This is a genomic window from Aminobacterium thunnarium (assembly GCF_055390565.1).
On record NZ_AP042412.1, the window covers coordinates 157,669 to 172,364 of the forward strand.

Annotated in this window: 13 protein-coding genes and 4 tRNA genes; all 17 read left to right on the forward strand. The window is 42.4% G+C overall.

What is annotated here, in order from left to right; genetic code table 11:
* Positions 1–7 precede the first annotated feature (7 nt).
* The 17 genes from ACZ5GY_RS00720 to secE all read left to right on the forward strand — a co-directional run bounded on the left by ACZ5GY_RS00720 (position 8) and on the right by secE (position 14,629).
* Positions 8–1,051 carry a nicotinate phosphoribosyltransferase gene (locus ACZ5GY_RS00720; protein WP_213691736.1) on the forward strand — a complete coding sequence of 348 codons (1,044 nt, stop codon included), beginning with the start codon at positions 8–10 and terminating at the stop codon, positions 1,049–1,051.
* A gap of 162 nt (positions 1,052–1,213) precedes the next feature.
* Positions 1,214–1,648 carry a 50S ribosomal protein L13 gene (rplM, locus tag ACZ5GY_RS00725; RefSeq protein WP_213691737.1) on the forward strand — a complete coding sequence of 145 codons (435 nt, stop codon included), beginning with the start codon at positions 1,214–1,216 and terminating at the stop codon, positions 1,646–1,648.
* 21 nt (positions 1,649–1,669) lie between these two features.
* Complete coding sequence (gene rpsI, locus ACZ5GY_RS00730) at positions 1,670–2,065, forward strand: 30S ribosomal protein S9 (protein ID WP_213691738.1); 396 nt, start codon at positions 1,670–1,672, stop codon at positions 2,063–2,065.
* Positions 2,066–2,309: 244 nt separating this feature from the next.
* Positions 2,310–3,668 carry a magnesium transporter gene (mgtE, locus tag ACZ5GY_RS00735; RefSeq protein ID WP_213691739.1) on the forward strand — a complete coding sequence of 453 codons (1,359 nt, stop codon included), beginning with the start codon at positions 2,310–2,312 and terminating at the stop codon, positions 3,666–3,668.
* A gap of 124 nt (positions 3,669–3,792) precedes the next feature.
* Entirely contained in the window at positions 3,793–4,401 is a 609-nt protein-coding gene (locus tag ACZ5GY_RS00740) for a TetR/AcrR family transcriptional regulator (protein ID WP_307879572.1), read from the forward strand.
* Positions 4,391–5,746 (forward strand): TolC family protein, encoded by a 1,356-nt coding sequence (locus ACZ5GY_RS00745; protein ID WP_213692159.1) that lies wholly within the window; start codon positions 4,391–4,393, stop codon positions 5,744–5,746. Before ACZ5GY_RS00740 ends, ACZ5GY_RS00745 begins: the two co-directional genes overlap by 11 nt.
* A gap of 11 nt (positions 5,747–5,757) precedes the next feature.
* Positions 5,758–6,849 (forward strand): efflux RND transporter periplasmic adaptor subunit, encoded by a 1,092-nt coding sequence (locus ACZ5GY_RS00750; RefSeq protein ID WP_213692158.1) that lies wholly within the window; start codon positions 5,758–5,760, stop codon positions 6,847–6,849.
* A complete protein-coding gene (locus ACZ5GY_RS00755; protein WP_213692157.1) occupies positions 6,846–9,959 on the forward strand; it encodes an efflux RND transporter permease subunit in 3,114 nt (1,037 codons plus the stop codon). Before ACZ5GY_RS00750 ends, ACZ5GY_RS00755 begins: the two co-directional genes overlap by 4 nt.
* Entirely contained in the window at positions 9,956–10,255 is a 300-nt protein-coding gene (locus tag ACZ5GY_RS00760) for a PG0541 family transporter-associated protein (protein WP_213692156.1), read from the forward strand. The genes ACZ5GY_RS00755 and ACZ5GY_RS00760 overlap by 4 nt, the downstream gene beginning before the upstream one ends.
* Positions 10,256–10,334: 79 nt before the next feature.
* Positions 10,335–10,410 (forward strand) — tRNA-Thr (locus ACZ5GY_RS00765).
* Positions 10,411–10,428: 18 nt separating this feature from the next.
* Positions 10,429–10,514 (forward strand) — tRNA-Tyr (locus tag ACZ5GY_RS00770).
* 14 nt (positions 10,515–10,528) lie between these two features.
* Positions 10,529–10,604, forward strand: a tRNA-Thr gene (locus ACZ5GY_RS00775).
* A 397-nt stretch (positions 10,605–11,001) separates the two neighbouring features.
* Positions 11,002–12,513, forward strand: coding sequence for a sodium-dependent transporter (locus ACZ5GY_RS00780; protein WP_213696055.1), 1,512 nt, complete (start codon positions 11,002–11,004; stop codon positions 12,511–12,513).
* 429 nt (positions 12,514–12,942) lie between these two features.
* Positions 12,943–14,145, forward strand: a complete 1,203-nt coding sequence (gene tuf, locus ACZ5GY_RS00785) for an elongation factor Tu (protein ID WP_307879570.1) — start codon at positions 12,943–12,945, stop codon at positions 14,143–14,145.
* Positions 14,146–14,165: 20 nt separating this feature from the next.
* Complete coding sequence (gene rpmG / locus ACZ5GY_RS00790) at positions 14,166–14,318, forward strand: 50S ribosomal protein L33 (RefSeq protein WP_213691346.1); 153 nt, start codon at positions 14,166–14,168, stop codon at positions 14,316–14,318.
* Between the two features lie 21 nt (positions 14,319–14,339).
* Positions 14,340–14,415: transfer RNA gene (locus ACZ5GY_RS00795), tRNA-Trp, on the forward strand.
* Between the two features lie 31 nt (positions 14,416–14,446).
* Entirely contained in the window at positions 14,447–14,629 is a 183-nt protein-coding gene (secE, locus tag ACZ5GY_RS00800) for a preprotein translocase subunit SecE (protein WP_213691345.1), read from the forward strand.
* Positions 14,630–14,696: the final 67 nt, after the last annotated feature.

A 14,696-nucleotide genomic window follows, 5' to 3' on the forward strand; every position in this document is an offset into this window, starting at 1 on the left:
AATAGGTATGACCAAAAACGGGAACTTAAATTCCCTCGACGATCTTTCTTCTATTACGGTCGATACAGATCGCTTTTATAGTGCAACGCACGAAGAAATTTTGAGTGGATTGACCTCCGATGTCTATTTTTTGAAAACAAAAGATGTGCTCCATCGAGCTGGAAAAGATAATACTCCGGTTGTAGCGGAGTTTTTTGCTCGTGGTAATGGTGTTTTTGCAGGACTTCCAGAGGCAATGCGAATTTTGCAGAGTAAAAACGTTTCTGTCTCTTCATTACAAGAAGGAGATACTTTCGCTCCTAAAGAAGTTGTTATGAGAATAAGCGGGGCTTATTCCGAGTTCGGTCTATACGAAACGGTTCTTCTCGGAATTTTGGCAAGTTCCAGTGGGTGGGCAACGGCTGCCCGTCAGTGCGTTGAAGCTGCGGAAGGAAGGCCGGTTCTTTGCTTTGGTGCAAGACACGTCCATCCTGCTATTGCTCCAGTAATGGAAAGAGTGGCTGTCGCTGTTGGTGGTTGTTCCGGTGCGAGTTGCATGTTAGGAGCCAAATTAGCTGGGCATGAGCCGACAGGAACAGTTCCTCACGCTGCAGTTCTTATTGTGGGAGACACCGTTGAATTAGCCAAGTATTATGACCAAGAGGTTCCGGAAGGGGAACCGAGGATCGTTCTTATCGATACATTTAAAGATGAAGCTGAAGAGTCGCTTCGTGTAGCTCGTGCTCTCGGAGACCGTCTTTTTGGAGTTCGTCTCGATACCCCCGGCGAACGAGGCGGAGTAACACCTGAGCTTGTAAAAGAAGTTCGGTATCGTTTAGATATAGCAGGATTTTCACATGTGAAAATTATTGCTTCAGGCGGCCTTAATCCAGAGCGAATTAGAATTCTTTCTGAAGCGGGTGTTGATTCTTTTGGCGTTGGAAGTTATATTGCTCATGGAACTCCTCGAGATATGACCATGGATTTGAAGGTTATCGATGGAATCCCTATAGCAAAACGAGGAAGATTGCCAGGGATTATTGAAAATTCTAAGCTAAAACGTGTAAAATAAGTAAGTTCTACGGATGCTTCTAGAATATAGAAACGTTTCCTTTTAGTGGGAGTGCCGCCACCATTCCCAGATGCGACTATAAAGAAACAGTTTCGTGTCTATGAGTGTCCTTTGGGGCTTTTCCCTATATATTTGAATTGAAGTATAAAGGAGGAAATGAGCATGGCGAGCAATCGTACCTACATGGCTACTCGCGACAAAGTTGCGCGTGAGTGGTATGTAGTAGATGCCACCGATAAACCATTGGGAAGACTAGCTGTCAAAATAGCTAGAATACTGATGGGGAAACATAAAGCGACCTATACCCCACATGTTGATTGTGGAGATTTCGTGATTGTTATCAATGCGGATAAAGTAAAGTTGACTGGTAATAAGCTGATGAATGCTAAAAGATATCACCACACAGGATATCCTGGCGGAATTAAAAGCCAGACCTACGGTGAAATCATGGCGAAAAGACCAGAGCGACTTGTCGAGCTTGTTGTGAAAGGGATGCTTCCTTCCAAGACACGCCTTAATTTCCAGCGGAAACTTAAGGTCTATGCGGGAGCCAATCATCCTCACGAAGCACAACAGCCAGTTACTCTTGACATTTAATATAAGAAAGGAGGAAAAAGAATGCCAACTCCTTCCTATTTTTGGGGTACAGGAAGACGTAAAAATGCTATTGCTCGCGTGAGAGTTTGCCCGGGCGATGGAACTATAAAAATTAATGAAAGAACAGTTGAAGACTATTTCCCCCGCGACGTATGGCAGGTACATGCTTTAGCTCCTTTAAAAACTGCTGGCGTAGAAGGAAAAGTCAATGTTTTTGTCAGGGCTAATGGAGGCGGTCTTACCGGCCAGGCCGGAGCGGTTTGCCTTGGTATTGCCAGAGCCCTTCTTAAGCTAAATCCAGAACTTCGTCCCGTTCTTAAAAAGGCAGGGTATCTTACCCGAGATCCTCGTATGGTCGAAAGAAAGAAATTCGGTCAGAAGGGTGCCCGAGGACTGCGACAGTTCTCCAAACGTTAATTACTTTACGAAAAGAAAAACATACGGGGTGTTTTCATATGCAATGCCCCGTATGTTCTTTTAAAAGAGGTGTAACATGGATAGCGGTATAGTCCCTTTATCGTGTAGTTTTATAAGGTTTCTCATGAACTAACAGGCGTCGAGTTCGTTCTATTATCCCTCATTGCAGGTTTGATAGCGCCCGGCGCCCGTCGGGTGTGACCTGTTTCTCACCCTTTAAAAAAATATAGGAACAAAGGGGGAGATGCCAGTGGATAATTTGCACCACAAATTCCTCGAGAGCATCGATAAATTATTCCTTAGCAAAAAATTTAAAAGCTTAAAAGAGCTTCTAAGCACTATTGAGCCAGCTGATGTTGCTGAAATTTTGGGAGAAAAACCTCCTGTAGAAAGGGTCTTTCTTTTCAGGTTGCTGGCAAAAGATCAGGCTATTGACGTGTTTGAGTTTATGGATAGCACTGAAATAGAAGAAATGCTGAACCATTTCACTGATGCGGAAGTATCAGAGATTATGGAAGAAATGTCTGATGATGACAGAACAGCTCTTTTTGATGAGTTACCTGCAAAGACTGTTAAAAGATTGTTATTACGTCTTTCTTCAGATGAACGTAAGGTTGCTAATATGCTTTTGAACTATCCAGCGAGCTCTGCCGGACGAATAATGACTCCTGAATATATAGATTTAAAGGAAGAAATGACGACAGAGCAGGCTATTGAGAGAATCCGTAAGCAAGCACGAAGTAAAGAGACTATTTATACATGTTTTGTTGTTGATACCCAGCGATACCTGAAAGGGGTTGTCGATTTAGAAACGCTCATAATGGCTGAACCTCATACTACAGTGGCAGCCCTTATGGACGACCCTATATATGCAACAACAACAACCGACCAGGAGGAAGTTGCTCAGATAATGTCGAAATATGACTTACAGGCTATCCCTATAGTCGATAATGAGAAGCGCCTTGTCGGTATTATTACCTTTGACGATATTCTCGATATTATTGAGGAAGAGGCAACGGAAGACTTTGAACGTATGGCTGGTATTCAGCCTGTAGAAGAGAATTATCTTGATGCGAGTATTTTTACGTTGGCTAAAAAACGTTTTATGTGGCTTTTCATTTGTATATTAACGGAGGCAATGACATCTGTTGTTTTAAAACGATATTCTTTTGCTTTGCAAAGTGTCGTTGCTTTAACCTTTTTTATCCCTTTGCTTATTGGTACAGGTGGAAATGCTGGAACGCAGGCCTCCACTCTCGTAATAAGAGGTCTTACCCTTGGTGATATTGAATGGAAAGATATAGGAAAAGTTATTTGTAGAGAAGCGCTAACAGGAATCTTATTAGGCGCAGCTTTAGCCGTTTTAGGCTTAGTTCGGGCATATATGCTTCATACAGGATATGGCGTAGCCTTAACTGTAGCTTTTGCTATTGTTGCCGTAGTTTTACTTGGAAATCTTGCTGGGACACTCTTACCTTTTATAGCCCGAATGGTGCGTATCGACCCTGCCATTATGTCTGGTCCCTTTATTACAACTATCGTCGATGTATTTGGGCTAATCGTCTATTTTGAAATAGCAAAAAATATTTTATCCCTTTCGTGAAAATCAGAGAAAATGTTAATAGGGGTGCTTTATAAAGCACCCCTTTTTTTATATGCTTAATATTGACAGACCGTTCGGTATGTTGTATATATCATAACATACTAAACGGTCGGGAGGTGAATCCGTGAAGGATAACGCACAAGATACACGAACGCATATATTAGATATAGCTCGTAAACATTTTGCAGAAAAAGGTTTTTACGGAACGAGTATTGATGTCATAGTAAGAGAAGCCGGGTTGAGTAAGGGAGCCTTATATTGGCATTTCCCGGGGAAACTTGACCTTTACAGAGAGGTGTTAAAACAGGAGGTAGAACGGATTAGGGGTATTATGCTCCCATCTGAAGCTGAAGAACCAGAAGAACGTGATGGACTCTTTATTCGGAGGGGTGAACAGCTTATTGATGCAATGATGAACGATAAAATTTGGCGTATGTTCAGCGTTCATATGGCTCTTGAATCCATAAGGGGAAATAAGGAAATTCTGGAGCTCAATAAGTCAATTAGCGCTTCTTTGGTAGAAGAGCTTGAATCAACCCTTATACGAATGTATCCCAAGCTTAAAAATGGAGCAGGTGAATTAACTGTGAAGGAGTTAATTCGGCTCTTTGAAAGCTTTCTTTCGGGAGTACTAGTCAATTTGGGAACAATATACTCTGCCGAAGAAGCTAAACGTTCTTGGAAATTTATTGTTTTGCGTATTCTTAAGGGAGGGGCGTCATATGCGCCATAACAGAATATTTTCTTTTTTTATTTTAGTGGTGGCTATTTTTGTTCTGGTCCTTTCATGCGAGAGAAAGCTTTGGGCGCAAAGTCCTCAAGTCCTCACTGAATCTCTAGTGTTAGAACTAGCTCAAAAAAATAATCCTGTGTTAGCTGCCGAGGCAGAAAGGGTAAAACAAGCACAAGCTCGTTTTGAGGGAATAAAAGCTTCACAGCTTCCACAGTTATCAACATCTATAACATATCAACAAGAAAAAGAAGCTCCTTGGTATCCCGTCTATTTGAATGGCATTCCGGCTCCTACAGGTAGAGCTGTTGCCGGTTTTGAAAAAACATACAGAGCTGCTATTTCTCTCAACTACTTGCTTTATAGCAGCGGAGGAGTTGAGAATTCGATACGGAGTCAAAAGCTTGCCTTTGAGGGAGCCAAGGCTCAAGAGACCAGAGTTTCTCAAACAGTACAAAATAATGTTTTAAAGGCTTTATATAATTTACAAAGAGCCAGAGCTAAATTGGTTATAGCTGAAGATGTTTGGGACTTATCACAAGAGCACTTAAAACAAGTCGAGTCTTTTTATAAACATGGAGTAGTGGCTAAGAACGAGCTTCTCAGAGTTGACGTGGATGTTTCAGAAGCAGAATTAAACCGCATTCGTGCTGTTAATGCTGTAGATGTGGCATGGAATGCTCTAGAAAGGGCCGTTGGTTCTTCTCTTCGAGAAAAATATGTTCTTTCAACTCCTGAAGAGAGTGTAAAAAATGTATATATTCCAGAGAAACCACTAGATGTAGCACTACAACAAAGAGCTGAACTGAAAGCTCTAGACTATGCTCTTAAATCTTCTCTTGCTTTGGCTCAGGCGGCATCAGCAGAAGGACGTCCTCAGGTAGTGTTGCAAGCTGAAAGTTACGTTGTAGACGATACCTTTTTCCCAAGTGAAAAAGATGATTGGAAAATATCTGTTACAGCTTTGTGGACCTTCTTTGATGGAGGAGCGAGTAAGTCGAAAGCTAAAGAAGCACGAGCTGCTGCTGATGAATTTCTTTACAGAGCAGAAGATTTTAAAAAGCAAATTTGTCTTGAAGTTTCAGTTGCAAAGTTAAATCTTGAGTCAGCGATGCAACGTATCAATGTAGCTCAGAAGCAAGTAGAAAGTGCAGAAGAAGACTACCGAATGGCGTTGAAGCGGTATGGAGCACAGGTTGGAACAAACATTGATGTGCTTGATGCCAGAGTTGCGTTAACTAACGCACGAACCCAACTTGTTGATGCTGTATATGACACATATACATCTGAATCTGAGCTTTTATACTCAATTGGTTCTAACCATATGGTTGCGGAGAATAGGGAATAGGAGTGGTTTCGATGAAAAAAGTGTTATTGCTCTTCAGTATTGTCATTCTTTTTCTTGGGCTCATAGGTTTTCGTGCTTATCAACAACATCAGCTAGAGCAACAGCCTATTGAACGAGAGCGAATTAAAGTAGAAACGGTTTCTCCCGAAACAAAGCTTTTTACTGAAAAGCTTCATTTTGCAGCAACTTTAGAACCAGAGGAAGAAGCCGCTGTAGTGTGTAAGGTTCCCAGTAAAACTGTTTTAAGAGTATTTGTCAATGAAGGCGACATAGTTAAAGCGGGTACGATTCTGGCTGAACTTGATGAGAGCTTGATAAGTGAGCAGATTAATCAGGCGGCAGCGACGCTATCGAAAGCTAAAATTTATTATCGGACAGTAAAAAACGATTTTGAACGTTTCTCAGCACTTTATAAAGAAGAAGTTATTAGCAGGCAACATTTTGAGCATATAGATGGTGAGTACAAAACATCTAAAAAACAGGTAAAAGAAGCTCAAGCAGCTCTTGAACAACTCAAAATTTTAAAAAGCTATCACAAAATAGAAGCGCCTATTTCAGGAGTTATCACCGCAAGGAATCTAGATCCCGGCGATACGACGTCGTCAACGCCTGCTTTCATGATAGCCAAGAATATGAAAGTCAAGGCAGTAGGTTCCGTTCCAGAAAAGGTATACCCTCGAGTTCGAGTTGGTCAAAAAGCTTCTTTGCAGCTGGATGCTTTTCCGGGGAGGCAATTTGAGGCTTCTGTCTCTCGAATTTCACCAACCCTTGATGCAGCGACACGAACTGGAAAAGTTGAGGTGTTGCTTGATTCCCTTTCAATATTAAAACCGGGGATGTTTGCCCGCACAGTTATTGAATTGGAAACGCATGAAGGTTTAGCCCTTCCTCTTGAAGCTGTGGGACAAATGGCTGGAACTGGGCAATCCATATGTTATGTGCGAACAAAAGAGGATACGGCTGAATTGCGTTATGTAACATTAGGGGACGAGTCAAAAGGAATGATTGAGATTCTTGATGGCCTTTCCTCTTCTGACGAAGTTATTTTGACTAGGTCAGAAAAAGTTTCAGAAGGCGTTGCTATTGAGGTGGTTCATAAATGACGTTACCAGAATTTTCTGTAAAACGCCGAATTACGACACTAATGGTTTTTCTGGCAGTATTACTTTTGGGGGGGTTGGTATTTACAACTCTGAAAGTAGACTTATTGCCTGAAATTGAACCCCCTGTTATCAATATATTGACAACATGGCCAGGGGCTTCCGCAAGCGATGTGGAACAACGAGTAAGCAAAATTGTAGAAAATCAGGTTTCTATTATAGAAGGCGTAGATACAATTTTTTCTAAGTCTCAGGATAATCTCTCTGTCGTCTCTGTAAAGTTTAAATGGGGAGAAGATCTTGATGTAAAAGTAGGGGATATACGTGACGCTGTTAATTTTGCAAAACGAGACCTTCCTGACGATGCAGAAGAGCCGATAATTTTGAGAATTACGTCAGGTACAGTTCCCGTATTGAGTATGTCGCTTACAGCGGGAAGCTCATTTCAGGGTCTCTATCATTTCGCAGATAATACAGTAGCGGAAACGCTTTCACGGATTCCAGGAGTGGGAGAGGTTCTTATTTATGGAGGAGATCGTCGAGAAATACAAGTTCAGCTCGATATAAACAAAATCGAAGCTTTAGGGCTGTCTACTCAAACAATAATCAAGGCTATTGAAAGTGAAAACATCAATATCCCAGCAGGATCAATGAAAGAAGATCAGGTAGAGTATTATCTTCGTGTTCCTGGACGATTTAAATCTGTAGATGAACTTAAAAAAGTTATTGTTGGTGTTATACGGGGGCGGCCTGTTTACTTACAAGATGTAGCGACAATAGTCGATGGCCTTAAAGAAACAGAAATTGAAGGTTTCCATGATGGTCAACGATCTGTCATACTTATCGTTTTAAAAAACAGTGACGCAAATACAGTGGAAGTCAGTCGTTCGGTATTGGCCAAAATGGAGGAAATGAAAGCTCGGGAGTTTCCCTCTGACGTTCAATATTACGTGGGACTCAATACTGCTGATTTTATACAGGATTCCATTAAGAATTTGGGATCGTCACTATTTGTAGGAATTCTTTTGGTGTTTATAGTGACTTGGGCCTTTTTAAAACGGTTGCCTGCTTCACTTATTATTTGTTCGGCAATACCCTTCTCACTGATTATCACTTTTATTGTTATGGGATGGCTTGACTATACAATCAATATCTTCACTTTATCGGCCCTTGCAGTTGCCAGCGGAATGGTAGTTGACAATTCTATTGTTGCTACTGACCAAATTGTTTATCACCTTGAATTAGGTGAGCGCCGGTCTGTTGCGAGCGTTTTGGGAGCGAGAGAAGTTCAATCTGCACTTGTTGCATCTACCCTTACAACAGCTGTTGTTTTGTTACCTCTGGCCTTTATCTCTGGCCTTGTTGGTGTATTCTTCTCTGCTCTTACTATCGTTATGGTTTTAGCAGTTGTTGCGTCTCTTTTCGTAAGTCTCTCTTTTATCCCTATGATGGGAAGCCGCTTTTTTAAACGAGAAGAGGATCAATTTCGAATACATAAATTTACAGAACGGTGTCTTGTCTGGCTTGAAAAAACGTATCGTAATATTCTTTCGTGGAGTTTAAATAATCGGAAAAAAGTTGTATCCGTAGCCATTTTACTTTTAGTTTTGACCTTTTGGGGATTCCGCTATATAGGAACTGAGCTTACTCCTGAACCTGATACGGGAGATATTTCAATTACTTTTGTCTTGCCTGAAGGAACGCGACTCGAAAAAACGACAGCTCTCTTGAACGATATTATGGCGCACGCCAAAGAGACAATTCCCGAGGCAACAAACATTTATGCTTACGATGGAAAAGATGAGAAGGGGTATGCTGTCGCCGTAGGTCAGGAAGCTGGTCCCAATATAGGAACAGTGGGAATAAAGCTTGTTCCTAAAAAAGAAAGAAATCGAAGCGCTTTTGTCGTAGCCAATGAATTGCGCTCATGGCTCAGAGCTAAACCAGGAATTGAAAAAATGACAGTAATTGTTACATCTCCAATAAAAGCTATGTTTTTAGGATCTAAACCGCTAAACATTGAAGTTTATGGAGATAATCTGAGCGAAGTTTTAAGCACAGCAACACGAATAAAAGATAGCTTGGCTCAAATCCCAGGGGCTGTCGATATAACGTTGAGCCAGAAACAAAACAGGCCAGAAGTATGGGTTGAATTAGACCGTGAAAAAGCCGCTCTTTCCGGAGTCAGCACTGCTGCTGTAGCTCAAACGTTGCGAACCTACTACTATGGATATGAGACAAATGAAAGTTATTGGGAAGGTGACGATGACTACCCTATTCGAATTCGCCTAAACAATGAGCAGCGGGATTCCAGAGATATTCTTGATCGTCTTATGGTTCCAAGTGTTACGGGAAAGCTTATTCGTCTCTCCTCTATAGCCAGTCTTGATGATACCGTAGGGCCGCCTGAAATACAGCGAAAGAATAAGCAACGGTATATTATCGTAGAGGCGAATGTTCATGGTCGGTCATTAGGTGAGGTTACACAAGATGCGCGAGATATGATACGTAATGTAGAGATTCCACATGGTGTGCGTATCAACTTTGGCGGAGAAGTGGAAGAACAAGCCGATGCATTCAGGCAGATGGGATATCTTGTCCTCTTGGGAGTTCTTCTTGTTTACATGGTCATGGCCGGGCAATATGAAGCATATCTTGACCCCTTTATTATTATGTTCAGCATACCATTTGCTTTGACGGGTGTTGCTTTTGCCTATCTTTTAACGGGGACGTATCTCTCGTTACAGGGGTTGTTGGGGGTCATTATGCTAATCGGAATAGTCGTCAATAACGCCATAGTTCTTGTAGATTATATAAACTTGCTTCGTGCCAGAGGATTAAAACTGCGCGAGGCTTTGTTAGAGGCAGGAGAACGCCGTTTACGTCCTGTTCTTATGACAACATTGACAACGTTCTTTGGAATGTTGCCTATGGCTGTGAGCCGTGGACAAGGGGCTGAATTGTGGCAGCCTTTGGCAATATCAGTAATGGGAGGATTGCTTGTATCGACTATTGTTACGCTTGTACTTGTTCCTGTAATTTACAGCCTTTTTGAAGAAAAACTACGTCGAACCAAGCGTTTTGAAGAAGGGCGGCAGGTGAAAACAGCATGAAAATGTTTTGGATTTTTTGCAATGAAAGCGTAGCGGAAGATTTGATGGAAATTCTTGACGCTAATGGGCTTGACGGCTATTTTGTGTGGAAAGATGTTCTTTGTAAAGATCGAAAGAATGGAAAGACTCATTGGGGGGATGCTATCTTCCCTGGAAAAGAGTGGGCATTTATGGTCTTTTGCGAAGAATGTGATGTAGCCCTTTTACACGAACGTTTAGCGCAATTGGCTGAGGAACCGTATATACATCAGGCTGGAATAAAAGCTTTTGTTGCAGAAGCAGAAAAAGTACTGTAGAATGATATTCCGTTGAGAATAAGAGTTGACAAAAAGTGTTGACAGATTATTTTCTCCCGCTATAATATACCAGCGGCGAGCCGGTGTAGCTCAGTTGGTAGAGCAGCTGACTTGTAATCAGCAGGTCCCCAGTTCGAGTCTGGGCGCCGGCTCCAGTAAATAGTTAAAAATGTGGTGGGATGGCCGAGTGGTCAAAGGCTGCAGACTGTAAATCTGCCGGCGTTCGCCTACGTAGGTTCGAACCCTACTCCCACCACCATTTATATGTGAAAAGCCGACTTAGCTCAGCAGGTAGAGCACATCCATGGTAAGGATGGGGTCTCCGGTTCGAGTCCGGAAGTCGGCTCCATGGATTAGGAAGGATTCCTGACGTTTTCAGGGATCCTTTTTTTGTGCTTCTTTCTATAGCTTAGAGTAAAACAATTCGTACTCTTTACTTTATATTCAATATGCTTTACTATTAATATAGTACAACAAGGGCTCTGCTTCCTAGTAACATTTTAAGTAAAAGGTAGTAATTTTTCTATTGCTATCATGAAACCTAAATCGCATTTTTTAGGTTCTTAAAGCCTCCATTTATTTTTGTTCCCCATCCGCGATCTTTCTATTTTCATAAAGCCCATGTGAACATAAATATGCGTTGCACGTAGCTAGGCTTCTTATTGGAGCCTTGCTTATGTTAATTCGTAGAACGAGCGTGAAGGCTCGAAGGTAGGGGCGTGGTAATTTTTAAAGGAGGGAGATAAATGGTGGAAGTTGGGCGTGAAAAGTTTTTAAAACGGCGTCATTTGATATTTGCGGCTATCGGATCCGCTATCGGGCTTGGGAACGTCTGGCGTTTCCCTTACATGTGTTACAACTATGGTGGGGCAGCCTTCTTGGTGGCGTATGTTATAGGCCTCTTTGCCATTGGTATTCCTTGGCTCGTTACAGAATTTGCTATGGGGCATTATTTTCAGAAGGGAGCTCCCGAGGTTTTTTCAAACATTGGCAAAAAATGGGAGTGGGTGGGCTGGTTTCCCGCTGTATCAGCCTTTTTGATTGACTCATACTATTGTGTCATTATGGCATGGACCTTGATTTACATGTTCAGTTCAATGACTCTTGCTTGGGGAGTTGGCCCGGCAGGAGCAGAAGGGGCAGGTCCTTACTTCTTTGAACAAGTTCTTCAAATCACCGATGGGCCAGGAGTTCTCGGTGGTATGCGGTGGCAGATCGTTTTGTCTTTGGCTTTTACATGGATTGTGATTTATTTTGTTATTCGACGTGGTGCTGAAATTATAGGTAAGGTGTCAGAAGTCGTGATGACATTAGCGTGGATCCTTATATTTGCAATCATAGCCAGAAGCGTAACTCTTGTAGGTGCTGTTGACGGACTTAACTATTATCTGGATATCGATTGGTCTGTTCTTAAAGGGCCAGATGTTTGGTTTGCGGCCTTTAGCCAGATTGCATTTACCATGTCTTTGGGAATGGCCGGTATGTATGCTTATGGCCGGTTTATAGCAAAAAAAGGTGATATTACAAATAACGCAATTATTACAGGTCTTGCAGATTCAGGTTTTGCCTTTCTTGCCGGTTTTGCAGTCTTCAGTACAGTAGGATATATTATGCAGGCTTTGGGAGTTCCTTTGCAAGATGTTACGATTTCTGGAATAGGATTGGCTTTTGTAACATATCCTGTTGGCGTTTCTCTGATGCCCGCCTTGAACACGCTCACTGGAGTTTTGTTTTTCCTTATGTTCTGGATTATAGGCTTGAGTTCCGCTTACTTTTTGGCATATGGTGGTTTCATGGTTCCATTAATTGATAAATTTGGCTGGAAACGTGAAAAAGTGGTTTTCTGGGGCTGTCTCGTATGTTTTTTAGTAGGACTCCTTTATTGTACAGGTGGAGGACTGTATTGGCTGGACATTATAGATAGAACTGTCGCTTTCTATACGCTCCTCTTGGGTGGAGCTATTGCTTCGCTTGTTGTTGGATGGGTCTTTGGTGCTGATAAGTTGCGAAAGCACGTCAATGCTACATCTGATATCAAAGTTGGACCGTGGATGGATGTGCTCATCAAGTATGTTGTTCCTGCTGGTCTTCTTTTTGTTGTGATTTATGGAGGTTTTATGCAGGATTTAAAAAAACCCTACGGAGGGTATGGAGTATGGGCTAATTTCATTTGGATTCTTATAGCTGTCGTGCTCATCGTTAGTTTTATTTTACAAAATATGAAATCAAAAATAGAGATCGAGAAGGAGGGGAAGTAATATGACTGGTACTGCGATCTTTTCAGCGATTTTTATGGCGGTTGTAATTATCGGAGGATTGTTATATTGCTTCAGTAAAATGGGAAAAGGAGGAGGTGAATGGGAGGATTAATGTGAATTTATATTTTCTCGATCTTAAGTTTGCCAACTTGTAATCAAAAGCTTTTGGGTTCAAGTTTGTGCATTAAATTCTTTTTTGAAAGTCAGACTCGGGAGGAATTCCCTTCCGAGTCTTTTTATGTATAGAGATGTGGATATTCTTGACTCGTATGGTAAAATCTCTTCCGAGTCTTTTTATGTGCAGAGATATGGATATTCTTGACTCGTATGATAAAATCTGTTCAGTACGATTTACAGTTGAGTATTAAACATGGAATACAGAGCCCGAAAGGGCAGAGATTCTATATACGCAGGGAGGCCTGAGAAGAAATGGCAAAAGAGAAGTTTGAAAGAGCGAAGCCCCATCTTAACGTGGGAACGATAGGACACATAGACCACGGAAAGACGACGCTGACAGCAGCGATCACAAAATGTTTGTCGACGAAGGGCTGGTCGAATTTTGAGGCGTACGACATGATCGACAAGGCGCCAGAAGAGCGTGAGAGAGGAATCACGATCAACATTTCTCACGTAGAGTATCAGACGGAGAATCGTCACTATGCTCACATAGATTGCCCTGGTCACGCAGACTATATTAAGAACATGATCACGGGAGCAGCTCAGATGGATGGAGCCATTCTTGTTGTATCAGCAGCAGATGGTCCAATGCCTCAGACACGAGAGCACGTACTTCTTGCCCGTCAGGTTAACGTTCCAGCCGTAGTCGTGTTCATGAACAAGACCGACCAGGTTGATGATGAAGAGCTTCTTGATCTTGTTGAGATGGAGATTCGTGAGCTTCTGAGCAAGTATGAGTTCCCCGGAGACGAGGTTCCCATCGTCCGCGGATCCGCATTGAAGGTATTGGAAGAGGGCACAGGCGAAGAGAGCGATCCTATAAGCAAGTGCATTTGGGACTTGATGGCTGCATGTGATTCTTATATTCCGACTCCGCAGCGAGAGACAGATAAGCCCTTCCTTATGCCGATAGAAGACGTATTCACAATCACTGGCCGTGGCACAGTAGTTACAGGCCGAGTGGAGCGAGGAATGGTCAAGGCCGGCGAAGAAGTTGAGATCGTAGGCATGAAGCCAGATACGACGAAGACAGTAGCGACCTCCCTTGAGATGTTCCGTAAGATTCTTGACGAAGCCATAGCGGGAGATAACGTAGGAATACTTCTTCGTGGTATCGACAAGGAAGACGTAGAGCGTGGACAGGTATTAGCGAAACCAGGTTCTATAACACCCCACACGAAGTTTAAGGCTGAGGTATACGTGTTGAAGAAAGAGGAAGGCGGCCGTCACACCCCGTTCTTTGCTGGTTATAAGCCGCAGTTCTATTTCCGAACAACAGACGTAACCGGAGGTATCAAGCTTCCTGATGGAGTAGAGATGGTTATGCCGGGAGACAACGCGACCTTTGAGGTAGATCTGATAGTGCCAATCGCCATGGAGGCAGGACTTCGTTTTGCCGTTCGTGAAGGTGGACACACTGTCGGAGCTGGCGTTGTTACCGAGATTCTTGGCTAAATTAAGAGAGGGGAACAACTATGGCAGCTGACATTATTGGTCTGCAGTGCACGGAGTGTAAGAGAAGAAATTACACGACCACTGTTAATAAGAAAAAGCAGACTAAAAAACTTGAACTAAACAAATACTGCAAATGGTGTGATAAACACACCTTGCATAAAGAAACTAAGTAGTGTAAAATACACACTGCTCGCAGGTCCGTAGCTCAATTGGCAGAGCACTGGTCTCCAAAACCGGGGGTTGCAGGTTCGAGTCCTGCCGGGCCTGCCATTTTTTTTGTTTAAAGATAGGAGGCCGAGGTATGGAAAAGATCCTCAGCTTCGTGCGAGAAGCAAAAGCAGAACTTAAGAAAGTGACATGGCCAGGAAAAAAACAAGTGTGGTATTCTACGCTTGTCGTAATTGCTTTTACCCTTTTTGTTGCAGCATATCTTGGCATTGTCGACATGGCATTAACTGGAATCTTCTCGAAGGTTATCAGTTAGGCTTTCGTGTTTATGGAATTATTAATGGGGTTAAATAGATTGAGTAGGGAGGTGAGGGGGCCAAGTG

Coding starts and splice junctions, on each gene's coding strand:
- rpmG (WP_213691346.1), top strand. CDS start 14,166: ATGGCAGCTGACATTATTGGTCTGCAGTGCACGGAGTGTAAGAGAAGA.
- mgtE (WP_213691739.1), top strand. CDS start 2,310: ATGCCAGTGGATAATTTGCACCACAAATTCCTCGAGAGCATCGATAAA.
- ACZ5GY_RS00760 (WP_213692156.1), top strand. CDS start 9,956: ATGAAAATGTTTTGGATTTTTTGCAATGAAAGCGTAGCGGAAGATTTG.
- secE (WP_213691345.1), top strand. CDS start 14,447: ATGGAAAAGATCCTCAGCTTCGTGCGAGAAGCAAAAGCAGAACTTAAG.
- tuf (WP_307879570.1), top strand. CDS start 12,943: ATGGCAAAAGAGAAGTTTGAAAGAGCGAAGCCCCATCTTAACGTGGGA.
- rplM (WP_213691737.1), top strand. CDS start 1,214: ATGGCGAGCAATCGTACCTACATGGCTACTCGCGACAAAGTTGCGCGT.
- ACZ5GY_RS00780 (WP_213696055.1), top strand. CDS start 11,002: ATGGTGGAAGTTGGGCGTGAAAAGTTTTTAAAACGGCGTCATTTGATA.
- ACZ5GY_RS00745 (WP_213692159.1), top strand. CDS start 4,391: ATGCGCCATAACAGAATATTTTCTTTTTTTATTTTAGTGGTGGCTATT.
- ACZ5GY_RS00750 (WP_213692158.1), top strand. CDS start 5,758: ATGAAAAAAGTGTTATTGCTCTTCAGTATTGTCATTCTTTTTCTTGGG.
- ACZ5GY_RS00720 (WP_213691736.1), top strand. CDS start 8: ATGACCAAAAACGGGAACTTAAATTCCCTCGACGATCTTTCTTCTATT.
- ACZ5GY_RS00755 (WP_213692157.1), top strand. CDS start 6,846: ATGACGTTACCAGAATTTTCTGTAAAACGCCGAATTACGACACTAATG.
- rpsI (WP_213691738.1), top strand. CDS start 1,670: ATGCCAACTCCTTCCTATTTTTGGGGTACAGGAAGACGTAAAAATGCT.